The following is a 24,684-nucleotide window of genomic DNA, read 5'->3' on the forward strand; positions in this document are numbered from 1 at the left end:
TTCAAGTGTTACTCTGCCTCACTCATAGCAAATTTAATCTCTTCCGAAGAGAAGCCTTTTCGGCTTAACATCGCATACGTCTTACTGCGCTCTTTGTGCGTTTTTAAATCATAGTTTTTCTTTTCTAACTGCTCTAAACAAGACGAATAGAAATCGATCTCTTCTGCTGCGATTAACCTGTCGACAATCGTATCAAGCTCGTCAGTATCAATTTTTCTCTGACGTAACTCCTGTCGAATCACCGTCATCCCTTTTCCCTTTCGAACGTATTTCAGTACTTCCTTTTCTACGTCCGCTTTCGCGGCTTTAATTTCAAGGTTGCTCTGCAGTTGCTCGTAACATTTGTGCTGCTTGATCGCTTCGTTAACCTGCGAGTAGCTAAAGCCTCTTTTTTGCAAAGTGGAAACTAACTTCTCTTTACTGATCGAGAACTCTTCATAGGTATTGTTAATGCGATCGATCAAGATAGTTTGCTCATCAATTTGAAGCTCTTCAGTCACCTTGACTATCGCCTCTCGAATGACTGTGTCTGTGATGCCCTTCTTTTTCAGCTTTTCTAAAATGTAACCTGAGCCATATTCACTAGAAAATGCACGCTCGACAAACTTCTCAGCGAAATCATCGTCCGACTTTAAATAACCAAAGCCGCGTAGCTTTTCCAGAGTGTCGGCTATCCACTCTTCGTTGTCAGTTTTAACACGAAGCTTCGAAACCAATTCACTTTCAGTCAGATCTCTTTGGCCTAGATGCCACATGGCAGAATTCATCACGCTTTCTATACGCGTGGCTTTTTTTATGCGATTGTCTTCTTGGTACAAAGGGTTTCCTTAAATTTATCAAGGTTCAAGGTTAATGGACTCAAACTTTCAGCCAAAACTCTGTCAGCCAAAACAATGGCACCAAATACCCAATGGTTCGATATATTGGGACCCAAACTTTGTTCCGGCTGAAGAGGCGGATCACTTGTTCCTACGTTTAAAGCAGCAAGTGGCATGGCGAGACGATAGTATCACTCTATTTGGCAAAACCATGCCAATACCGAGAAGGCAAGCATGGTACGGAGACGCGAGCTATCGGTATTCTAATCTAACCCTGACGCCAGAACCCTGGTTGCCCGATTTATTCGAATTAAAAACCCGCTGCGAGCAAGTCGCTCACTCTCCATTTAACTCGGTATTGGCCAATTTATATCGAGACGGCAATGATTCAAATGGCTGGCACAGTGATAATGAACCGGAACTTGGTCGTCAGCCTATTATTGCATCCATTAGCCTTGGTGAATCTCGCCTGTTTCATCTAAAACACAAACAGACCAAACAGAAATACACCTTTGAGCTCAATGCTGGAAGCCTACTCATTATGGCGGGTGAAACGCAATCATATTGGCTTCATACCGTACCCAAAACCAAGAAGCCTAAATCAGAAAGAGTAAACCTCACTTATCGGTTTATACATGATCAAACCTGACTTATGCTGAATAGTGGATCTCTTTTTCAATAAAGTCTGACTCACTGTACCAATGCACCGTACCAACATACTTATTTTCAGTTAATACAGAATCTATTTGGGCCGCAAGCCGCGTATTCATGATTAGCCAACCATCGTTATCTTCTAAACCTTCTATCAACTCGCTTGTTAAGTCCTGTGCTTTCGTATCTAGCTGTAAGCTAATTAGGCTCATTTTTCCCATCCATTCAAAAACGTACAACAGTTTCACCAAAAACAAGAGGTTTTATAGTGAATCTATTTCATTGGTTCAACTTTAACACGAACCGAGTTTAAAGGCGCAGATTAGAAGAGGTAAAAGTCAGGAACAAACAAGGCAGGTAAAATACACATAGAGAAAGCGCCCTAGAAAAGCTCTAGAGCGCTCTGTATTGTTAGATTTCGTGGATGATGATCTGTTGGTCAATTAACGCGCTGATAATCTCGTTAGACTCAGAGCCAACCAAAGATAATTGAGGCGCGAGATCTTCAACCAAAATCGTCTGTTCTTCTTGCCCAACACCATGAGGGTGAACATGCAGTTCAACATCATCACCTTCAATCGTCGCATCGATATGCCCCAATAAAGTATCCAGATCCACATTTTCGGCTTTCAACTCTGGTAATACTTCTCTCAAGTCAATTTGATCACCTTCATCGACATGGAAGTCGGTAATGGTATCGGTTACGCCATTATCAATTTCATGCCAAACAAACGTATCCATTCCAGTACCACCAGTAAGAACATCGTACCCTAGCCCGCCATCAATAATATCATTTCCATCGCCACCAGAAAGTGAGTCATCTCCAGCGCCGCCTTCCAATCGATCGTTACCGGAACCTGAGTTCATGGTGCTATTCTCACCATCACCGAACAAGTACTGATCCTCACTCTTATCAGCGGAGCCAATAATACTTTCGTCAGACACCACGTTCAATTGTAAGGTTATCGGTGCTGACAGCGCCTGTCCACCGTTAGACTCTTCAGACACCGCCGTCACCGTCACGGAGTATTCACCCACTTCAACACTGTCCACTTTTAATGAGTCAATAGCCTCAAAAGAGACAATCCAAACACCCGACGAGTAGTCAATTAGACCAGCATCACTGGTTACGTTTACGTCCTCAGGTAACCCTGTTAGTCGCAAGCTCAACGTTTCAGAAGTGTCTGTCAGTGTTGCTAACAGCCCTACAATGGCAATTCCGTTGTTGCTCGCGGTTTGGCTTGCTGTCATGTTTTTAATGTAATTCATTGCAGGATCGACACTTAAAGTCGGAGTGTCAGCAACGGGAGTAACGGTAATGTCATAATGAGATGGGTCTGTCTCTATCACGATACCCGACGGACAACCACTGTCTCGCGCCACCACATCCAGGCCAATATTGCTACTGGTTACGTCACTCGCATCTAAGAACATGCCATTTGGGTTCACTGGTGTATCAATCACTGCGTTCAGTTCCGATAGCGACCCCGTTAAGACGATACTTTGGCTATCAGCTCCCGTAATAGAGACATTTGAACCATCTGGAAGAACGACTGACAACACACCTTCTGTGACCGTAATCGTCACCGTCATTAAGTCATCAGCGTACTCTCCAACGTAATCTGGATCGCTGATATTTATGCCACTGATTAACTGACTATCGGCCTCACTAACCACATGAGTAACATGAGAACCATCAATCACGGGTTCATCATTAACGCCTTGCACCGTAAAGCTAACTTCGGCACTGTCATGTAGAGGGTCTGGGGTGGTATTTGTCGTTCCGTTATCTACAACGGTATAACTTAATTTCACGTCGCCATTAAACTCATCAGCGGCGGTAAACGTCCAGTATGTGCCATCATCACTTTGAACTAATTCGCCTTGACCTTCTGCGACCGAGACGCCAGTGACTTGAATTATATCGCCTTCTTTATCATCGGTTGCGTTGATAAGATCTTGCGCATAAATGATGATCTGCCCTTCTTCGAGAATAATCCCATAATCAAGATTATTCGCTTCAGGTTGGTCGTTCACTTCGGTGACTTTAATTTCAAACGTTGTCTGATTTGTTGGTGACGTTGTTACGTCACTGAGATAAATAACCCCATTATTACCCCCATCGTCAACAGAAGCGGTAACAATGACTGAGCCTGAAGAGTTATCATTATTGCTATCTTCATCTGGGCTAAATACCACTTTACCAGAGCTTAACGCCGCATTGATATCCGCCACACTACCGAACAAAGAGAGGTGTCCTTGAGCATCTAATGAAAAGTCCACACCCGTCGCATCGAAAAATAACAACTCCCCCTTGTCAACACTTAACGCTAAGGTGTAGTCCGCATCGGGATCATCAAAAGTGGCATCGATATCAGCAATGCTAAAGCTATCAATGGCAACATTGATATCTTCTTGTGTTTCTAGATTGACGACATTGACAAAGGTTGGCTGATCGTTAACGGGGTCGATCGTTAGCTCGACATCAAAACTGGTTTGTGGCCCTAGGTATTCATTCCCTTCAGCGTCCTTGTCGACCGATTGCACGGTAATAGTCAACGGGCTATCAATCCCCATGACATTACTGGTACCACCATTATTCGCTCCAGAGTTGTGTTCACCGGAGTTAAAAACAATTTTATCCAAATGCTGGGCGTCAATATCCAGCGTCCACGTATCAGTAACCGCGTTATACGTTGCTTGAGTGATGCCATCTGGATGATAAATAGACGCATCCTGAGGCACATTGGTCACTTCAACTCTTAACACCTCGGCACTGTTTTCTGAATACATGCCATGCCCCGAAACCGCGTCGGTTCTATCAATAACAGATGCATCGATTTCTATATCGATATTCTGACCTTCTAGCCCAGTTATCGCATCTGTCGCATCGACATCAACACTGTCACCCACAGGCACCACATTTAGCACAAAATTTGGCAAACCTTCCACTTCGGTTGGTACACCGAGCAGTGACTCTTGAGTAAAGACAGTAACGCCAAACTCAGCGCTGCCACTAAAGTTCTTCGGTGGTTGAATAGAAATCGCCCCTAAGTTGAGCGTTGTTCCTGCATCCGATGGTATTTGCACACTCCACACACCGTCGCCATTATTTTTAACGGTATAGCCTGACTCTGCAGAAAGTAAGAAACCATCTGGAACATCAACGAATTTAAGCGAGACAAATTGCTCAGACCCATCAAGGTCAGTCAGTGAGATTGTGACAGGTGCAAGATCCCCCAATGAAACCGACGTATCCTCATTGGTGGTGATCTCAATACTTTCACTTGGGTTATCTCCTGGCCCAGTGACTTCCACCTTATCTAACACAGGCACAACATCGAAACTCACACTGGTTGAGAAATCAGCTGAATGCTCTGCCGTTTGAGTAGCAAACTCATCAAATGTCGCAGTGTCAGTGACCGTTCCCGAGATATTAATGGTCACTTCATTCTGGTCATCATCACCTGGGTAATTCTCTTTGGCTCTAAACAAAATATTGTCTAACGCACCAGCGCTGATTTGGCTTTCACTAAAGAACAGTTCAGTCCCTAAGTTATTGCCATCACTGTCATAAAACGCGCCAACATCTTGTTTTGCCAACGTCAATCTAATAGAAGAAAGGGCTTCTTGCCCCCCTTCCACACCCGTGACTTTATCTGCCAATTCATGACCTATATTCAGCTGAATATAGCTGTCTTCATACCCAACGCTATCCGCGCCTGAAACACCATCTTGATCAATCGCGGTCATGTTGTCATCAAGCGACCCTGTCACTTCTAACGTAATGGTTGGTACATCACCGCCCACGTCAGCAATAGGGTTCACATTGATCACCACATTACCTTGCGCAACATTGGTGTCACCTGATGTTGTGTCTTGGGTAATGACTTTAATCGGTAACCTAAAGTCACCAGAGAAGTCTTTCGGTAGAGTCACCGTAAGCCCATCAAGAGATTCAACTACGCCTAAATCGGAAATATTAGCTTGGAAAACAAACTGTCCATTGACGAAATCTACCTCTGCACCTGAAATGGAGATTGGGTAGGTCACTCCATCAATCGTTACTTTATTATCAAGAACGATGGTGATTTCATCCGCCGAGTCATCTGCGCCAGTAAAGCTTATGATCGAATCTAACTGCTGACCAAGATTAAGGGGAGTGTCTTCTGTCGCGCTAACCAGACTGTCTTCTGTAATAGCAATCTCGGCGGCGACTTCGTCCCCTGCAACCACGGTTTCAGGGAAGGATAGCGTTATAGAACTTTCTCGGAACGCATTTGGGGATCGCTCATTCGCATCTTCACCTTTATCTTGAACGAGTGTTTCAATCGACATCTTTATATTATTGAAGGCACTTGAATCACTAGGATTGAGAGGAGTTAGATCCAGCCCTTGCGGCGCACTGACACTGAAAGCGTCTTCATCGGTAATCACCCAACGACCATTCCCTTCATAGGCAGCACCTGTAACCAGTAACTGACTAATTACCAATGCATCTAGCGCACTGCCGTCGGTATGCGTTAGCTCAATGATGACATCACTAACCACTTCAACGGAAGAGGCATCGGTTTCGTTATAATGGATGACGTATTCACCATCCCATGTTTCATCACCATTAAGGTCGACCGATTGATTGTCACTATTGGTGGTAAATCGAATCACACCTTGGCTGTCTGCGGTAATCGATGTGAAGTCCACAAAGCCGTTTTCATCGCTTACACCGAGTTTGTTGTCACTGTCTTCTGCTTCAACAATAGCACGTACAACCACGCTGATATCACCAGTAAGTGTCGCTGTCACTCGGCCACCTTCACCGACAATATCATCGCTAGTGTATTCGTGGTCACGCTCTTCGATCTCTACTATCGCTTTCAAGTTAAAGTCAGAACTTGAATCTTGAGGTGGTACGATTTGAATAAAATTATTCTTCAGAGCAGCTTGAGTAAACGCTTCAGGCGTCATGCCATTAGGTTCAATTTCGAGCACCTGAGAAAGGCCATCCGCTGACACTGTTACCTTGACGTTAACCAAGCCGTTGTTAACGATGACCTGAGCATCCAACGGAATGTCTTCTAGTGTGATAGAGGTAAAGTGTTCATCGCTATCAATATAATCTGTACCTTCAGGGTGCCAGTCGATATTGATCGGCTGATCTTCGTTACCAATGGCGCTATTACTGTAGGTTTCAGAGGTATCAATCACAGGTTCAACATTGATTCTTACCTCTTGATCGAAAGTATGAACATGACCATCATTTTCAGTCACGATGACGCTTGCCGTCACGTGGATGTTATCAGTCGAAGAGTCAATCGGACGAACAACAATGCCGGATGTGTTATGAGCTCCGGTAATATTCGCTTCGTATATTGGCTGTCCGTTACCATCGTAGCCTACAAAGTTGAGGTCAATCTGCGTGCCATCGCTATCTTCAATAACGACTCCTTCAGGAATATTCGATAGCAATACTGTGACGGATTCCGAATCATCAAGCGGCTTGTCTACTCGCTCTCCAGAGATAATCGTAAAATCAAGTATTGCGAAGCTATCTCCGTTGTGGCTTTCAGTAATCGTCGTTTCGACACCCTGAACATCGCCATCAACAAAGTCACTCCAATGTGAACCGAGTGTCGCGCCTACCGCTTCATCGGCTACCCCCTTCACTTCAACATTAACAGTTTTGCTGCCCAGTATTTGCTCATCAACATGAATATTGCCGTCAGAAAGTTCAGCGCTGTCTTTGACTACACCCGTTACCTTAAACGAGAAGTCTTCATTGCTGTGCTTTTCAGGAACGACATCGACACTCGACAATTGCTCATAAGGGATCTCATAATATGTCACCCCATCAATGGTCATTTCGACAATCTGACTATCGCCCGAACCAATCCACTCTAATGTCGCGTTCTCAGTTACGTCCGAAATACGTACAAATAACGCTTCAGAGCCATCGCTGTCCGCTGAAGGGGTCATGGTGATCACTTCATCTAACGTGAACGCATTGTAATTAGGCTCATCACCGTAGTAATCCGGATTATCAATATTATCTTCGTTAATTTGGGCACGTTGAACGCGGAAGCTACCCATATCCGCACTCGGGGTAACATCGATAACAATCTCTTGAGATGGAGAGCGCGCGTCAGATTTATCATTGACACCATCATTGTATGAGTTCGAACGCTCCTCTGTTATCGCTGTCGCTTCAAAACGAATTTGACCCGAAAAGTTGTCGATGGGGTTGACTTCAACTCGGTTGATATCGTTTGCCGCAATAATATAGACCCCATTGATTGGCGTCAGAACATCGCCGTTACGATCCAGCAGTTCAAACTCGCCTTCACCGTCAATAACTTTTAGTTCATAGGTGAGGGTTTCAGCTCGGCTTGTATCTTGAGATTCCGCACGTAGTTGCAATCGTACATTACTATCATCTTCGCCTACTTCGTATTGATACGTACTGCGACTATCATTCCACTGTGCTATGTCGGCAACACTTTCAATTTCAATTCTAAAGTTTGAATCCATGGTATGATCGGCCACACCGTCATTGTCAATTTCTAGCTGATAATGAATTTTCACACCACCGTTGCCCGTTGAGACGTTACGGTCAGGAACAAAAAAGAGGTTATCAATCGTTGCGATGGTGTTGTTGCCACTTTGACTGAAGCTTTGCTGTATTAAAGCACCATCAAAAGTGATACTGCCTGTTACAGGGTCAGCCTCAAGCTTATGGTACTCTCCATCCTTTAAGTAATAGAAAGTCCCTTGGTGATTTCCATCTTTAATGGTTAACGCACCAATAGATTCATTGTTATCCGAGTCAAACAAATTCACCTGAAGTGACACTTGTGCAGGGCGATCAGCTAAACCAGACTGATTATCTTGAATGTTTGCCGTTTCTGGTTCTTCTCCTGCTGCATACTTAATCGAAACGTCACGCCCTGAGTCCTCAAACGTAGTCACTTTAAGTGAAATAGGTCTCGACTCTTTATCACTAATGGAGATCTCAAGTGGCGCTGTCGACGTGTCTAAATCCCCATCGGTAGCTGTTACATTGATAGAGAAGTTAATCTCATCACTATCGTGTTCAAGATTACCGTTAGCGCGGAACTCAATATCACCATTAGAGTTCACCCTTAAAATCCCAAGCTGTCTGGTTTCTGTTCCACCAGCGCCATTATCCGTTTGCTCATAAACGCGAATATTTTGGCGTCCATCGTTGAGATCAACTGAATCTAAATAGCTGCCTCTCGGGCCACCAAAAACAATTGTCGCACCGTTTTCAGTCGTTCCTTCAACTTTGGTTAACGATGCGGTATCTGCCCCTTCATCTGTCGTAGCATCAAACATAGAAACTTTGCTATTTCTAAAGCCTTGTCCTTCAATTCTAGAAATCGACTGTGCACTCACTAATGGAACATCGTCGATGATGGTTATCGGTAGAGTAATTTGATTGGAAACATCCCCATCGAAATCATTGGCAACAATCGTGAATTCAAGTTGAATTGAATCTTCACTATTAGCAATTGAGTGATCGAGCACACCCAATAGCTCAAACTGATAGCTGTTATCTTGGGTATCAAAAATAATCGTGAAGATCGGTGTGCCAGATTCCGTCTGCGCCGTATAAGTAAAGGTTGTGCCACTTGGGGACATATTTTGAGATACGTCTCCCCACTCTAGCGCTTCACCACCACTCGTGAGCCCATCAAGTGTCTCTGCAGCGTTAACCAGTTCATACTCCACAACACCATCGGCGCCTTCGCTGATAGTAAAGAAACCGGATAGGCTCGTATCATCACTTTGATCTGATCCTGTTCCTCCTAAGTCATCTTCATCAACGTTGCGTTCACCGGTTGTCCCTGACAGTACTGGCTTGTCATCTACAATGTCGATTGGTAATGAGATGCCCTCTGAAATATCACCATCGGTATCAATGGCCACCACATCAAAAGGAATAGAGAGCAAATCAGAACCACTGAGGTGGTCTAAAGGCTCTAGTAGGGTAAATGTATACGCACCATCGTTGGTTAACGCTAATGTAAAGACCACTTTTCCATTCGCCACGCCTTGATACGTCGTACTATTCGCCGCCCCAGAAACCTCGTCGATGGAGACTTTATTACCACCTGAATAAAGGTCACTTTCAGTATTTGACGTATTTTGTAACGCATACGAGACCACGCCATCAGCCCCATCAGTCGTAACAAACTGCCCAGATGCCTGAGGTGAGTCACTACTTAATCCACTTTCATTAACACTAAACACGCTCGTATCAATGATTCCGTCAATAACCGGAACATCATCAACAATCGTTACTAAGAGTGATTGTTTGACCGAGTTATCACCATCGGTATCAACCGCATAAACCGGTAGCTCAAAGCTTAGGGTGTTGTGTTGTAATCCATCCACATGATCAAACGCTTCAAGGAGCGTGAAGGTATATTGACCTTTATCGTCGCTTAATGGATTGCCAAAATTATTAAACGTGATGGTAAAGACGGATGTCTCTTTATCACTACCATCAACGGTAAAGCCTAGATACTGGCCAGTGCCGACAGGCTCTTCACGAAGCTGTACGATTAATCCGTTCGAAGTTAACGCGTCATCCGTATTGAATTCGTCACTCGCTATTCTAAAGTGGCTAACGTCATCACTGCCCTCTGTGTAACCGATTGACTGAGTGGTGCTGATACTGGAGCCGTTTGGGTTTGACCCATCATCAAGATTCAGTTCAGACAAGTTCACCGCGGGTACTGATTCTATTTGGGGATTATCACCGTCTTTAATGGTTAAAGTGGCCGTTGACGACAGTGTATCGTTGTCTCCATCGCTGGATGTAACAACGATTGATTTAACAATATCTCCCTTAGAATGGTCGAGATCTCGACTTGGTTCAAAACGAACGTCACCTGCAATGCTGATATACAAAGTTCCATCAGTGACATCAAACGCTTGCTCTCCTGAAATAGCAGGGTTAAGCGTAATAAGGTTACCACCGTCGTAACTGAACTGGGTGATTGTTGCACCGTCAGCACTTGGGGTATCAAACACGTTGATCGGATCTGTGGTTGGGTTTCCAGCCGCTAGCTCTGCAACGCTTGGCTCTGTAATAGTTAAGCCAACGTCTTGCATGGATTGAACATCATCTTCAATATTCACCGATAACAACTTCATCGTAGAATCATCACCATCGGAATCGACCGCATAAACCGGTAACTCAAAGCTCAGATTGTTGTTTTCTAATCCATCCTCATGATCAAGTGCTTCAATTAACGTGAAGGTATATTGACCTTTATCGTCACTTAATGGGTTGCCAAAATTAATAAACGTGATGGTGAAAACGGGGGTCTCTTTATCACTGCTATCCATGGTAAAGGCTAAGTACTGACCAGAATCGGCAGGATCTTCACGAAGCTGTACGGCTAATCCATTTGACGTTAATACCTCGTTGGTATTGAAATTCTCACTATCAATTCTAAAGTGGCTAACATCATCACTGCCTTCTGTGTAATTAATTGACTGGGTAGCCGTGACACTTGAGTTGTCAGGGTTTGACCCATCACCGAGATTGGTTTCAGACAGCTTCACCGCTGGCACTGAATCGATGTGTGGGTTCTCACCATCTTTAATGGCTACAGTAACGATCGATGACAACGTATCGTTATCGGTATCGTTAGAGGTAACTTCGATCGACTTAACGATATTTCCCGCTGAATGATCGAGGTCTCGATTAGGTTCAAAGCGCACGTCACCAGCAATGCTGATATACAAAGTTCCGTCAGTGACATCAAATGCTTGTTCACCTAAAATAGCAGGGTTAAGCGTAATAGGATCACCACCTTCATAACTGAACTGGGTAATCACTGCGCCGTCCGCACTCGGCGAATCAAAGAGATTAATTGACTCCGTCGTTGGTGCTCCAGCCGCTAGATCTGCAACACTTGGTTCTGTAATGCTCAAGCCGCCGTCTTGCATGGATTGAACATCATCTTCAATGTTCACCAATAGTGGTTTCATTATCGAATCATCACCGTCGGTATCGACCGCATAAATCGGTAGCTCAAAGCTTAGGGTATTATTTTGTAAACCATCCACATGATCAAGCGCTTCAATGAGCGTGAAGGTATATTGGCCTTTATCGTCACTTAACGGTTTACCAAAGTTATTAAACGTGATGGTAAAAATGGACGTCTCTTTATCACTGTTGTCCTTGGTAAAGCCTATGTATTGTCCAGAATCGGCAGGCTCTTCACGAAGCTTTACGACTAATCCATTTGAGGTTAACGCTTCGTCGGTATTGAATTCATTAACAGCAATTTGAAAGTGGCTAATATCATCACTGCCAACCGTATAATCGATGGACTGAGTACGACTAACATTAGGGTTACTAGCGTTAGGGCTATTTGGATCAGAACCGTCATCAAGGTTCGCTTCAGACAAACTCACCGTCGGTACTGATTCTATTTGAGGAATGTCACCATCTTGAATGGTTAAAGTAACCGTCGACGATAATGTATCGTTATCTCCATCACTTGACGTTACAACGAGTGATTTAACAATATCCCCTGCAGAATGGTCAAGATCTCGACTCGGTTCAAAGCGGACATCACCTGTGATGGTGATATATAAGGTCCCTTCAGCCACATCAAACGCTTGTTCACCTGTAATAGCAGGGTTAAGCGCAATAGGGTCACCGCTATCGTAGCTAAACTGAGTGATTGTCGTACCATCGGCACTTGGTGTATCAAACAGGTTGATCGAATCTGTGGTTGGATTTCCAGCCGCTAGGTCTGCAACACTTGGTTCTGTAATGGTTAAACCGCCATCTAGCATGGATTGAACATCGTCTTCAATGCTCACCAATAGTGGTTTCATCGCCGAGTCATCACCGTCGGTATCAACTGCGTACACGGGCAAGTCAAAACTTAAGCTATTGTTTTTAAGACCATCGGCGTGGTCAAGTGCTTCAATCAGAGTAAAGGTATATTGTCCTTTATCGTCACTGAGTTGATGACCATGATGGTTAAACGTAAGGGTAAACACTGCTGTTTCTTCACCGAGTACATTGGTGGTGAACCCTAAGTACTGGCCAGAATCGTCAGGCTCTTCACGAAGCTGAACGACTAATCCGTTTGAGGTTAACGCATCATCCGTATTGAATTCATCCGTCGCTATTCTGAAATGGTTAACATCGTCACTGCCCTCACTGTAATCAATCGATTGGGTCATACTCACAACCGAGCTACTCGGAGCCGAACCATCGCTTAGGTTTGACTCTGATAAACTCACACTTGGTACAACATTGATTGTTGGATCGCCACCATCAGAAATTTGCAGGTCAACGGTTGCTGTATCTTCATCTCCATCCGCATCTCTTGCTGTAAATACAAATTGCTTGTCGATGGTTTCGTTCGCTGAATGATCAATATCGCGAGCGACAACAAACTCAAACTCGCCATTGAGCGAAATAGAATGCGTACCTTCAGCAAAATCGAAACGCTGCATTGTGTCATCAGATGCATTCTGATCAAGAGTGTATTGACTACCAGAGTAAGTAAACGACTGAATAGTTGCGGTGTCAGCCCCTTCAAAATTAAACAGACTATGAAAGACTGATGTATCACCTGCTTGCGTTGGCTCAGTGACAGAAAAGCTATTGTCTACCAATTCAAGAGTATCATCTTGTACCGTAACCTGAATCGTCGCTGCTTGTGCATTGGTCTCACCTTGTGAAAGGCTCGAACGATCGCCATCCGTATCAACCGCATACACCGGCAAGTTAATCACGGTTAATAAATCATCGGCACCAAGATGATCAATTTGCTCTAGCAAGGTAAACGAGTAATCACCCAGTGCTGGTGTATCAACAGAAACTTCAAATACCGGAATTCGGTTGCCTTCAACTTCAATGAAGCCTTCATAACTACGAACGCCGTTGTCTAAGGTAATCAACTCAAGCTGTATCGCCTGCCCTTGAGAGGTCAGTGAGTTATCGCTGTTAAATTCATCCGGCGCTAATTCAAAGTGGTCAATGGCATCGCTACCTGCCTCATAAGTGATCTGGCCTGTCCCCGATGTATTAGCATTGCCTTCATTAGCGCCTCCATCAACGCCAGATTCATCAAGATCAAGTGCCGATACCCCTGTGATCACAGGATTATTTCCATCAGTAATGACGATATCAATCGAGTTAGTTACCGAGTCTTGGTCAAAATCTGTAATGATGGTGGGTAGTGATAAGGAAACCTCATCAGAATCATTATGTTCCAATGGTTTGAACTGCTGATAGGTATAGCGCCCATCGGTATTAATAGTCACCGTCAGTATTGGCTCGTTGCTGCCAACTAACGAAAGAGTAAGCTCTGTTCTATCACCAGACAAGCTCGCAACCGTTTCTTGATTATCGCTGAGTAGCCCATCAAATTGCGCCAATGCAGTATTGTCAAAAATAGCAGACGATAGAAAATCGCTTCCAATTTGAACCAGTTCACCTTCAAGAATATTACTGTCGGACTCTACCGATTGGAATTTCACGGTGGTCACCGTAGCGTCCACGCCATCTTCAACGATAACTTCTGCATTAATAGGCGTGATAAGAGCGTTACCGGCAGAGTCTGCACCTTGTATATCAAAAGAGAGCGTAATCTGATCATCTGAAATTGAAACCTGACCAGAGCCTACTGATGACAGATGATCGATTGGCTGGCTTATGGTTGTCGTCAACTCAAGGGAAACATCGTTACCTGTCGGTACCGCATTAATATCAATGCGAAGAACAACACCTTCACTATTTTCACCAATGATGGCATTTTGTACTTCGTCATAGCGAAACAACACCGCTTCACCTGAAGACGTAATATCAGAGTTTAGTTCATTAAGTAGTGAAGAAAGTGATGTTGTTTCAGGTACAAAGCTATCTGGGTCAAGCGATAGATCACCAGAAGACACCGTAATAGACGTAGTGATCGTTTGAGAGTAAGAATTAAGGGATAGCGAACCTTCAGATAAAGACTCAGTCACGCCCTCACCACCGGTGGCTAATGATAAAGGGCGATTTTCATCATCGGCCGTTTCTATTTCCTCACGAACAATCGTCGAAGTTTCAAAGAAAGTACTCGCGAGAACTGACGCACCATTATACTCAATCGTCACAAAACCCGCATTCGCTGATCCGCCAGCACCACCAGCCGCGGTTGCTTCTAATAATTCCGTTGGATCGGCGCCCGCTAGAATGGCTTCTTGAATGGCTGCGAGATCTTCTTCACTAATATCAGCATTATTGAGCTGTTCAAGGTCAAAGTTGACTTCACCTGCTACAGGCGCAACGCCCCAGCCTCCGTCAGCGTCCCCACACGCTACACAGTTGGCATTCAAGTTTAGCTCGGAATTAGCGTTAACCAGCGTGATACTTGAGTTATTCGCCGTGATAACAATATGACCTTGGGTGATGGTATCGCCTATGTGCGCTTTTTTACCACTACCATCCACAGAGAATACAACAACATCGCCAGCGACATCTTTAATCAATACATCTTGACGAATTACATCTACGTCCATAAACACCCCGAGCAAGCCAATTACAATTCGAAATGGCAAAAAAAATCATTTGTTACAAATTTATAGTTGTATAAATAAAAATAACAAAAAATGCGAGCCACGTCAGGTTTATGGTTTGTATTAAAGACTGTTTCCAGCATATTGCATGCCTATACCGTGTTTAAAAATTTTTACGAGTAGAGGCAAGTTTGTCTCATTTTGGATAAGAACAAGAAAAAATTAACTGAAAGTGTAAGAAGAATAGTAGTGCACGCTATTAACAAAGCAGACCGACTAAAAAGCCCTGCTACGCTCACCAATCGATAGTAGCGCTTTTTGCTGGTTTCTATAAAAAATTTTTTAGACACGGAAATCCATTGGTTAAGAACCATTACTTAATAAGAATTCTCACCCAGAAATACCATTTAGGCGAATTTGCTCAACGTTTCGATTCATCAAATGACGTAGAACGTATCGAAACAACACTTTTTTCACGCCAGATAAATTACTCCCATAACTAGAATAAAAATCATCCGGCTGCGTGTAAACGCCATAATCATCTGCAATACCTTCACTCTGTATGTAGGTATCACGGCCATTCCAATCGACATTAGGGTTAGACAAGCATTTGGTGGAAATAGCGTAACCAGAAAACGATTCGTTGTTGTCAGCAAAGCGAGCTTGAATTTGTATTAGGTAGGCTTTGTCTAGAATATACCCCTCTAGGTTTACCCAGCGGCCATCTTGATACACTTCAACCCAGCTATGGATGATTCGTGGTGGCGCCACCACAAACAGGTAATTCGGAATCGCGCCTCGCTGAAGTTCGTTATAAATCGTGAAACCGTGAAAACGCGTTGAAACCCCTACCGCTCTAAGCAGCGCCATCAGTAACGTACCTTTGGTGTTGCACTGACCATAGCCATCTTGTAGCACTTGGCTTGCTGGAAGTCGGTCATCACTGTTGTAGCCAAACTTTATTTCATCACGGACAAAGTGATATATAGCACCGATCGCATCGTATTGAGATAGTGATCGCCACTCTCTTTTTTCAACTAGGGTCTGGATTTCTGGGTGATTGAAATCCAGCATTGGCGTGGTTTGTAGGTACTCTGTAGACAATTCATTCATACGTAATTCGCTCATAGGTTGTTCCTCTCATTAGGCTTTGTTCTTATTTGGTACTGAGAGAATAACGGGAGCGATAGGTTAAAAATTGAATAAACTGGCTATGTTTAAGAGATAAAAAGTTTGAGAAATCTAGAATTTAGGAAATTATTGTCATTGGAGATCTGGATGACACTTTAACCTCGTTTCTTTAATTGAAAAATGCTGTTGGCCTGCCGAATGGTAATGCCAAAGGTGTTCTTGAAGGTACGGCTTAAATGGGCACTATCAGAAAACCCTGCTTGATACGCCGCGTGAGTGGCGGATTCGCCTTTTAATATCGAATTTACTGCACAGATCATTCGGCACCATAATAGATAGGGCCGCCAAGGAACGCCTATCTCTTGAGTAAACAGATGTAGAAAACGCCCTTCTGACAACGCCAGAGATTCCGCTACCTCAGACGCTCGCCAATGAGTCGGTTTAATACAATCGCCATCCAAACATTCATGCAACTCAACGATGAGTTTTTTAATTCGTTCGTCAGATACTTGGCTTTCGTTAAATAGCAGTGACTGGGTTGGTAAGATAAGTGCCTTAAACAGTGGGGAAAGCAACTCATTAACCTCATCACTCACACTAAACTGCGCTAGATCGCTATAGGCCTCTAACGTATCTAATATATGGAAAGGCAGACCGTTTAAGCGCTCAGATAACGTGACACCTAATACGCTGCTTGGCTCCACGAGCAGTATCCAACCTTCATCAAGTTGCAATTGATGCTCAACATTAGAATCGATGATTAAAGGGGATGAAAGTGACTCTCCATTAAACTCACAGCAATCCCCTTCTTTAGGCCACACAACCTGTATGGCATGGTGTTTGTGTGCATTCGCATCAATAGATGAACCATAAATAATAACAATGCCCGCTCTTATCCATACATTAGGTGACATTCAATTCCTCCTGAATTGCGTTAAGAGTTAGAACGGAATGCCACTGAGCCTCACTTCCTGTTCTGGCCACTGCTTATTAAGTGCCAGCATCAGCAAATTATCCAATGACACCCACTCTTTAGTTAAGCCAAACAGTTTTAAATTATCTGCATGTTGATACCCACTTGAGCCATAGACGTTTTCATCACCAAACAAAATTGAGAAAGCATAGCCTGACGCCAGCCCATCTTGATGCACATGATTTAGTAGCTTTTTAACAAGACCCTGCTTTCTATAATCAGCATGAACGCAAACTTCTGCAATACCGCACACTGGATAAGAAACCTCATCAATCATGACTTGTTTATCGTGAACAGCGATATGTGCAATCAATGTTTCGTCATCCCAAAATAGGTATCGATGTTGCGGCATCTCTTTAAGAAATCGTTGACGGCTGAATATCTCTGAATCATTTCGATTCAGAAAACTCGCACTCAGCAACCCTCTCAACTTTTCATCCATTTCAGGTGTTACGTTCTTGTCTTCAATGTATTGATAAATCATATCAAGTTACCTAAGCCTTTATTTATACTCCACATTAGCAAGGTTCCGGGCGTATAAACACCTGAACACCTTTAAATAAACGGTATTTCATAAAAGTCTTACGCTCTTACACATTCGTTCCAAAACTCAGTGTCTTTTTCATCGCTTAACCCTTCAAGATTAGAGGCCACTTCCAAACTCTACCATTCGCAAGAAATACACCTGAGGTTAACTATATTTAGCTTGTCAGCACGCGACTAATTATCCAAGGATTCTCCCTATGTTTCTACTTAAACGAATGCCACTAAAATTGATAGCCGGGCTATCACTTTTATTTAGTTTCAATGGCTTAGCTATCGATTTGAAAAATGGTAATGCAGCAGCCGAGGTGGTGATACCCAGTGCCATCGGTGCAATTTTTGAAGCCTCACCAAGTGGAGGCGATGCCACTTTGGTATTGAGAGCAACGACGCTACTTACCAATGCATGGTTTGATGCTTCAGCTCCCTATCACCCAACCGCTGTCGGGGTCTACTCAACTATAGAGCGACGCCCTGCCAATGAAAACGAAGATAATGAAAACATCAACATCGCCCTTCTATATGCCTCACAACATATATTGAAGAGCCTCTACCCGCATCGCTCATCTGAATGGGAAGCAATGCTGAGCAATCTCGGTCTAGACCCGCATAATGCATCAACAGATATCATCAGCCCAATTGGTATCGGAAACGTTGCTGGTCAAGCCATTGTTGAAGTACGAGAGCATGATGGAATGAATCAACTAGGGGATGAAGGAGGAAAAGTCCACAACCGAATGCCTTACCAAGACTACCTTGGATACAAACCTAAAAATACGGCTTATCGACTAATTAACCCTTCCGCTTGGCAACCTGCAATCCTTAGTACGGGCCACGGGTTGTACCGTGTTCAGCAGTTTGTCACACCTCAACACCGAAAAACCCTGCCTTATACTTATGACAGTGTGCATGCTTTTCGTTCACCAAGACCTTCTGCAAGTAAAGTCTATAACTGGTCAGCCTATGTGGAACAAGCCGATCAAGTCTTACAAGAATCCGCTAACTTAGATGATCATAAGAAGATGTATGCCGAGTTCTTTGATGACAAAATCTTCAGTTTAGGATTCTCAGCTTTATACGCTTCACAAGTTAATAACCTCAGCTTAATTGAGTTTATCCATTACGACTTTCTTACTAATGTCGCTGCATTCGATACTTCCATTGCCATCTGGAAAGAAAAGTATAAACACGATGCAGTAAGGCCATTTTCAGCTATTGCTTTTATCTACCGAGATAACCCTGTCACAGCTTGGGGTGGCATTGGACAAGGCACGGTAACAGACATCCCTGCTTCACAATGGACAAGCTACCTCAATGTCGCTGATCACCCTGAGTATCCTTCAGCTTCTGCGAGTTTTTGCGCTGCTCATGCACAAACCAGTCGTTTGTATCTTGGTTCTGATGAGCTTGGTTACGTGGTTCCTGTGAATCAAGGTTCATCGAAAGTAGAACCCGATATTACCCCTTCTCAACCAATTGAGTTGGAATTCGAAACCTGGACAGACCTAGAGGATAAATGTGGTCAAAGCAGAGTATGGGCTGGTGTTCACTTTCCCGCTTCGGTTCCAGCAGGACAAGATATTGGCCGAGAAATCGGTCAAATCGCCTATGAATTTGTGATGGCGAAGATTAACCCATCAGGTGCAAATTAACAGGTAAGCGATATTTAACATCAGGTGAGTGCATCTTATATATGCCTGCGAACGCTGTAGGCATTTTATTGTTAAATGGTCGAAGATCTGCAGCTTGGCCAATCTTAAATATTATCGTGCGTGGCACTCTTCACTTTGTTTAAACTGGAATAGGTTCAACAATATTCCCCACTTCCGCACTTTCTGAATCTATTTTTACCTTTACCCTCTATCTACTGACATAAGTGACGTTTACACTCGATGTAGGATCTTTTAGCTTAAGTCGATACTCTATGGAAAATACCACTCTCGAACCCAAACTCCCTCAGCCGAACGAAGCAACGTCTTCTAAGCATTCCAGCTACGCAACCTCACCACTCATTAAGTGGCTGAAAACCTTATTGATTATTCTACTTTGCGTAATAGGCACCTTTAAGTTACTTGATGATTATACGCATGAAAAGGTTAACCAATCGATTGTGCACGGTACGGTGGCCTATGCTTCAGTAAAAACCCTGAGTACGGGAATTTCAGCGGCCAAAGGGGTGGAGTTTTCTGTCGGGTTAGTCACCACTCGACTGGGGGAATTGTTAGAGCCCGTTAACGAAACACTCGTCTATACCAGCCACATCATCATGACTGCGCTTGCGTCATTGGGTTTGCAAAAGATGCTGCTCATGATATTTTCCTCTTCCCTTGGTAACGGCATCTTACTTTTCTTTGCCAGTGTCTACTTAATCTCAGTTTGGTTCAAACGCTTCAATCGTTATGAAAGTCGAGCTAAATCGCTGTTCATCTTCACTGTATTCGTACGTTTCTCTCTCGCAATTTCGCTTGGTGCCAACGCGTTAATCGACCAAGCATTTATCGACCCACAAATTGACCAATCGATTCAACGATCCAATGAGCTAACCAACAACATTGAAAGCTTATCGTTAGATGACGAAATGAGTGCAGAAGATAGTGAAGGTTTTTGGAGCAAGACGAAGGGTGCATTTGAAGGGTTATCGCAATCACTAGCAAACAAACAAGATCAGATATTAAACCTACCTGACATTTTCAATAACTATATTATGGACTTCATGAACTTAATTGCTCTCTTTCTTCTTAAGTCCATCCTACTGCCCATCGCGTTTTTAATGGTGCTGAAAGCCGCCTTTCATAAGGTGATCAATGCGTTTAATTAATCTCGATGGCAACTACCTAGAGACTGTGCCATTTTAGGGCTAGAGATACGAGTTCGTTTTTCAAATCAAATTCAATGCATCAAGGAGGGTGTATGAAAATCAGAAAGGTTAACGATACAGATCTGGAACAATTGGTAGCGATTTATAACCATTATGTTGAATCAACAACTATCTCATTCGAAGAAGAAGCCATTTCAGTCTCAACATTAAAAGAGCGTATTAAACGAATCTCCGAAACGGGTCTACCGTGGGTCGTTGCTGAAATAGAAGGTGAAGTTCAAGGGTATGCTTATGCCAGTCAATGGAATGCTCGCTCTGCCTACAAATACACAGTCGAACCTTCTATCTACTTGTCACCTAATAGCGCAGGAAAAGGGATAGGCAAAGCACTTTATACTCACCTATTAACGACGTTAGAAAGTAATAATATTAAAAATGCTATTGCCGTCATTGCATTACCAAACCGGAAAAGTATTGCGCTACATGAAAGAATGGGATTCAAGAAAGTCGGTGAATTTGACCGTATTGGCATCAAATTTGGGAAAGAAGTGTCGGTGAGCTATTGGCAGTTAAAATTAGAGGCCAAGTAAAAACCCCAGTGCCAGAAAAGCATTAGAAACTGCATTACCTCTCGCAAATGATACGCAGTTACATGTATGCCACGGATAAAATAGTAATACCCTATGTTAGTCATTTTCACTTAGGGACAAGCTATGTACTTCTGGAATATTAAAGCACTAAAGAAAGATATTATTGGAGAAAAGCTCACTGAGAAAGATAGATTTATTTACGCCTTCATCCAGTTTTCTGTTTATACAATTGCATTCGAATACTTGCTTAGTGGACATGTTGAACATTCAAATGACTGGAACCAATTTGAAGCGATGGCGAATATTGCCATTGTGCTTATTGGAACTTACCTGATTTATAAAGCAAATGGTGGTGAAAATGGTCAAGATTTTTTAGGACGGTATTTCAGTATAGGCTTCGTTGTCACCATCAGATTTTCAGTCCTACTCATTCCTATGGTTGTTCTACTCACTGTGTACGATATCGAATTTAGAAGTGAGAGTGATATTTTGACTACTAGCCCATTAGAAGTTTTCATGTATATTCTTTGGACTATCTTTTTATACGCGAACATAGCTAAACACATGCGACTTAAGGATTAACCATGAAAGTACACTATTTAGAAATTGTTTCTTCAGATGTTGATTTCATCTGTAAGCGTATGAAGCCGCACAGTAGGTCTGTTTTTCCAAACCCGATGAATTTCTTGGTGGAGCAAAAACATGTGTGTTAACTACTGATGGCAGCCATGTCGGTGTTAGGCCTCCTTTGCGAGGAACTGAAACGCCAGTGGTGCGCCCATACTGACTCGTAGACGACATAGAGCAGGCGATCTCGGATGTAAAAGCACAGGGCGCTGAAATTGCTGTTCCACCTCTAGAAATCCCGACAAAAGGCACATTCGCTATCTACATTTTAGGATCTATTGAACACGCACTGTGGCAGGTTTAAGCTAACTTACTCCCAAAACTTCCACCATTTTTTACTGTGTTCTTCTCTCTTCTGCTGGCCTTGTTCAGAGCCCTTATCTAGCTCATTACGTTTTTGGTCAGCTTTCTTATCTTTCTGTTTTTCAAGACCTGATTTTTTCTCTTTAAGATTTTCTTGGCTCTCTTCAAGTGCTTCTTTCTCCTCTTCAAGAGACTCTAGCTCCTCTTCTAGCTTCCTCTTATCTTTCGCCTTGCCAGATTGCTTTGCCTTTTTCTTTTTTTCTTCGATGAGAAGGTCTACCTCTTCTTGCCGCTGCTCTATCTCACCTTCCAATGCTTCTGCGTCTGAGACACTAGCCACCTCTTCTATATTAGGCTTGCCTTTCCCCGCCCATTCAGGCTTTTTAGCACTACTAAAAGGCGCAACGATTAACGTTAAAGAAAAAATAGTGAGGGTTAATACCGACTTATTCATTGTTACTCCTAATTAAAATAATCCACTGAGTTACTTTGAATACTAGTACAATTTAAATAGCCAGCGAGGTGCGAAAAATGAATACCTTTACCTTAATATCAGAAATAACCTGCCCAAATTGCGGGCATAAGAAAATTGAGAGCATGCCCACCAACGCCTGCCAATATTTTTACGAATGTGAAAGGTGCCATCAACTATTAAAACCTTTGGCTGAAGACTGCTGTGTTTTTTGCTCGTATGGCACGGTGCCATGCCCACCAGTACAACTGAACCAAACTGAAGGTGATAAAAGCTGTTGCTGAACTCATAATGCGGTTTCTTTTAGGTAGCACACAAATCGTTCCAACAGCGAGCTTGTTTTACTCTCATTCCAAATCAGACCAACTTGCCATGATCTGCCCTGCCTTTAGAATAGAATGAAACGAGTATCCATCGAATAACGAAAAAGCCAACCCACAAGAACTACGTTCAAAGGGCTGGCTGGAAACCTTACCACATGTTTTTACACATATAGGGGGGCGGTAAGATCAGGAGCACATTTCAATTAACTTGTTGCAAGTACGCCATGTATTTCCGTTTTGATGCTGTCTGACTGTGTACCAAATATCGCTTGCAAGCTATCGCCAATAACTAACACTTCACGAGCGCCAAGGTGCTTTAGTTTCGCTTTATCTACATGAGCGATGTCTTTAACACTCACTCTCAAACGAGTAATACACGCATCCACCGATTTGATGTTCGCTTTCCCACCTAAAGCGGCAACAATATCTGTCGCTATTTCATCAGGCTGTCCTGCTATCTTCACTTCAGCAATATTCGTCTCACGGCCTGGGGTTTTCAAATCAAGCTTGGTGATTAACAATCGGAACAGGCTGTAGTACAGACATGCCCAAATAGGACCAATGATGAAGAACATCCACGCATTTGTCGACATTGGGTAGTAGAGGAAGAACTGGATCGCACCGTGTGCAAAGTCGGTGCTGTGCTTAATCTCTAAAAACGCGGTCAATGCAAAGGCAATACCCGTTAAGAAGATATGAATGACATACAGTATTGGAGCAACGAACAAGAAGGTAAATTCAATCGGTTCAGTAATACCGGTTAGCCATGACGTAAGCGCCGCCGTTAACATTAAGCCACCAACGACCTTCTTACGCTCAGGTGTTGCACAATGATAAATCGCTAATGCCGCCGCTGGAAGTGCCCACATTGAGTACATGAAGCCACCAGACAAATACCCAGCTGTTTTATCACCAGCGAAGAATCGAGTCAGTTCACCTGTAATCTCTTTACCGGTATCTGGGTCAATATAGCTACCCACTTCAAAAAAGAACGGTGCATTCCAAATATGGTGAAGACCAACGGGTAGCAGTGAACGTTCACCCGCTCCATATATCGCCCATGCCATCACTGGGTTTTGATACGCCGCCCAATTGGAGAAGGTATCCAATAGCTGCCCCACGGGCGGCCATAGAAATGCTAATAACGCTCCAACTAGAATTGCCGTTACACCGGTAATAATGGGTACAAAACGTTTTCCGGCGAAGAACCCTAGATATTCGGGCAAGCGAATATTGTAGAAGCGGTTATACATCATCGCGGCAAACGCACCGATAATAATCCCGCCAAACACCCCTGTTTGCAGTGTTGAAACGCCCATAATTATCGCATCGGTTTCTAGGCCACGTAGTCCTGTGACAATACCCAGTGATGCGTTCATGATAATAAGCCCAACCAAGCCCGCTAAAGCGGCTGCGCCATCATTTCCTTTTGATAGCCCTAGCGCGACACCCACAGCAAACATCAGCTGCATGTTGCCAAACACACCACCACCTGCTGCCAGCATGATCTTACTTAGCGCATCCGGAATAAACGCAAAACCTGCATTACCTATTCCCAACATTAAACCCGCGACTGGTAACACCGCAACAGGCAACATTAATGAGCGCCCTATTTTTTGTAGTTGTCCAAAGATATTTCCTAACATTTTTCCCTCCTAATTGGAGACTGTTCATCATTCCACAATTGGTTTTTTCAAGGTTAATTAAAGCCTCACTATCGTATCGAGGAATAATTCCTTGAAGGTTACAAATGGATAGGGATTTGTAAGTGAACCCTTACAAAAATAGTGCTTTGTAAGTAGCAAATTACATCGACTGGAATTGAGTTCGTCAATGTGTCGATGCATGATATTGATACGATTAAAAGGGACGGATGGA

14 protein-coding genes are annotated in these 24,684 nt (G+C 43.4%); 6 read left to right on the forward strand and 8 right to left on the reverse strand.

All coding sequences use genetic code 11. From position 1 onward, the window contains the following. Positions 1–8: 8 nt before the first annotated feature. Complete coding sequence (locus tag KP803_RS00495; RefSeq protein ID WP_248006871.1) at positions 9–767, reverse strand: RecX family transcriptional regulator; 759 nt, start codon at positions 765–767, stop codon at positions 9–11. An 85-nt stretch (positions 768–852) separates the two neighbouring features. On the opposite strand from KP803_RS00495, the gene KP803_RS00500 reads away from it, so the two are divergent. Further along, positions 853–1,467 (forward strand): alpha-ketoglutarate-dependent dioxygenase AlkB family protein, encoded by a 615-nt coding sequence (locus KP803_RS00500; RefSeq protein WP_248006872.1) that lies wholly within the window; start codon positions 853–855, stop codon positions 1,465–1,467. Position 1,468: 1 nt separating this feature from the next. Here KP803_RS00500 and KP803_RS00505 read toward each other — a convergent pair whose 3' ends face one another. The 5 genes from KP803_RS00505 to KP803_RS00525 all read right to left on the reverse strand — a co-directional run bounded on the left by KP803_RS00505 (position 1,469) and on the right by KP803_RS00525 (position 17,614). Next, positions 1,469–1,681: a hypothetical protein gene (locus KP803_RS00505; protein ID WP_248006873.1), complete on the reverse strand. Its 213-nt coding sequence runs from the start codon at positions 1,679–1,681 to the stop codon at positions 1,469–1,471. 199 nt (positions 1,682–1,880) lie between these two features. After that, positions 1,881–15,029: a retention module-containing protein gene (locus KP803_RS00510; RefSeq protein WP_248006874.1), complete on the reverse strand. Its 13,149-nt coding sequence runs from the start codon at positions 15,027–15,029 to the stop codon at positions 1,881–1,883. A 387-nt stretch (positions 15,030–15,416) separates the two neighbouring features. Continuing rightward, the gene (locus tag KP803_RS00515) at positions 15,417–16,154 is read right to left on the reverse strand and encodes a transglutaminase-like domain-containing protein (protein WP_248006875.1); all 738 of its coding nucleotides are present in this window, start codon (positions 16,152–16,154) and stop codon (positions 15,417–15,419) included. Positions 16,155–16,312: 158 nt separating this feature from the next. After that, a complete protein-coding gene (locus tag KP803_RS00520) occupies positions 16,313–17,071 on the reverse strand; it encodes a helix-turn-helix transcriptional regulator (RefSeq protein ID WP_248006876.1) in 759 nt (252 codons plus the stop codon). A 27-nt stretch (positions 17,072–17,098) separates the two neighbouring features. Then, on the reverse strand, positions 17,099–17,614 hold the full coding sequence (locus KP803_RS00525; protein ID WP_248006877.1) for a GNAT family N-acetyltransferase: 516 nt from the start codon (positions 17,612–17,614) through the stop codon (positions 17,099–17,101). 259 nt (positions 17,615–17,873) lie between these two features. On the opposite strand from KP803_RS00525, the gene KP803_RS00530 reads away from it, so the two are divergent. The 4 genes from KP803_RS00530 (at position 17,874) to KP803_RS00545 (ending at position 21,663) form a co-directional block, all read left to right on the forward strand. Further along, positions 17,874–19,325: a vanadium-dependent haloperoxidase gene (locus KP803_RS00530; RefSeq protein WP_248006878.1), complete on the forward strand. Its 1,452-nt coding sequence runs from the start codon at positions 17,874–17,876 to the stop codon at positions 19,323–19,325. A gap of 272 nt (positions 19,326–19,597) precedes the next feature. Next, positions 19,598–20,491, forward strand: a complete 894-nt coding sequence (locus KP803_RS00535) for a hypothetical protein (RefSeq protein ID WP_248006879.1) — start codon at positions 19,598–19,600, stop codon at positions 20,489–20,491. Between the two features lie 92 nt (positions 20,492–20,583). Next, on the forward strand, positions 20,584–21,081 hold the full coding sequence (locus tag KP803_RS00540; RefSeq protein ID WP_248006880.1) for a GNAT family N-acetyltransferase: 498 nt from the start codon (positions 20,584–20,586) through the stop codon (positions 21,079–21,081). Positions 21,082–21,204: 123 nt separating this feature from the next. Beyond that, positions 21,205–21,663 carry a hypothetical protein gene (locus KP803_RS00545; protein WP_248006881.1) on the forward strand — a complete coding sequence of 153 codons (459 nt, stop codon included), beginning with the start codon at positions 21,205–21,207 and terminating at the stop codon, positions 21,661–21,663. A gap of 355 nt (positions 21,664–22,018) precedes the next feature. On the opposite strand, the gene KP803_RS00550 is transcribed toward KP803_RS00545, so the two are convergent. Next, complete coding sequence (locus KP803_RS00550; protein WP_248006882.1) at positions 22,019–22,465, reverse strand: hypothetical protein; 447 nt, start codon at positions 22,463–22,465, stop codon at positions 22,019–22,021. A 77-nt stretch (positions 22,466–22,542) separates the two neighbouring features. Here KP803_RS00550 and KP803_RS21875 point away from each other — a divergent pair, with 77 nt between their 5' ends. Then, positions 22,543–22,767: a GDCCVxC domain-containing (seleno)protein gene (locus KP803_RS21875; RefSeq protein WP_282437122.1), complete on the forward strand. Its 225-nt coding sequence runs from the start codon at positions 22,543–22,545 to the stop codon at positions 22,765–22,767. A gap of 242 nt (positions 22,768–23,009) precedes the next feature. Here the strand turns inward: KP803_RS21875 and ptsG are convergent, their stop codons facing one another. Further along, the gene (ptsG, locus tag KP803_RS00555; protein WP_248006883.1) at positions 23,010–24,452 is read right to left on the reverse strand and encodes a glucose-specific PTS transporter subunit IIBC; all 1,443 of its coding nucleotides are present in this window, start codon (positions 24,450–24,452) and stop codon (positions 23,010–23,012) included. Positions 24,453–24,684: the final 232 nt, after the last annotated feature.

It is taken from the genome of Vibrio amylolyticus (genome assembly GCF_023145695.1).
GTDB classification, from domain to species: domain Bacteria; phylum Pseudomonadota; class Gammaproteobacteria; order Enterobacterales; family Vibrionaceae; genus Vibrio; species Vibrio amylolyticus.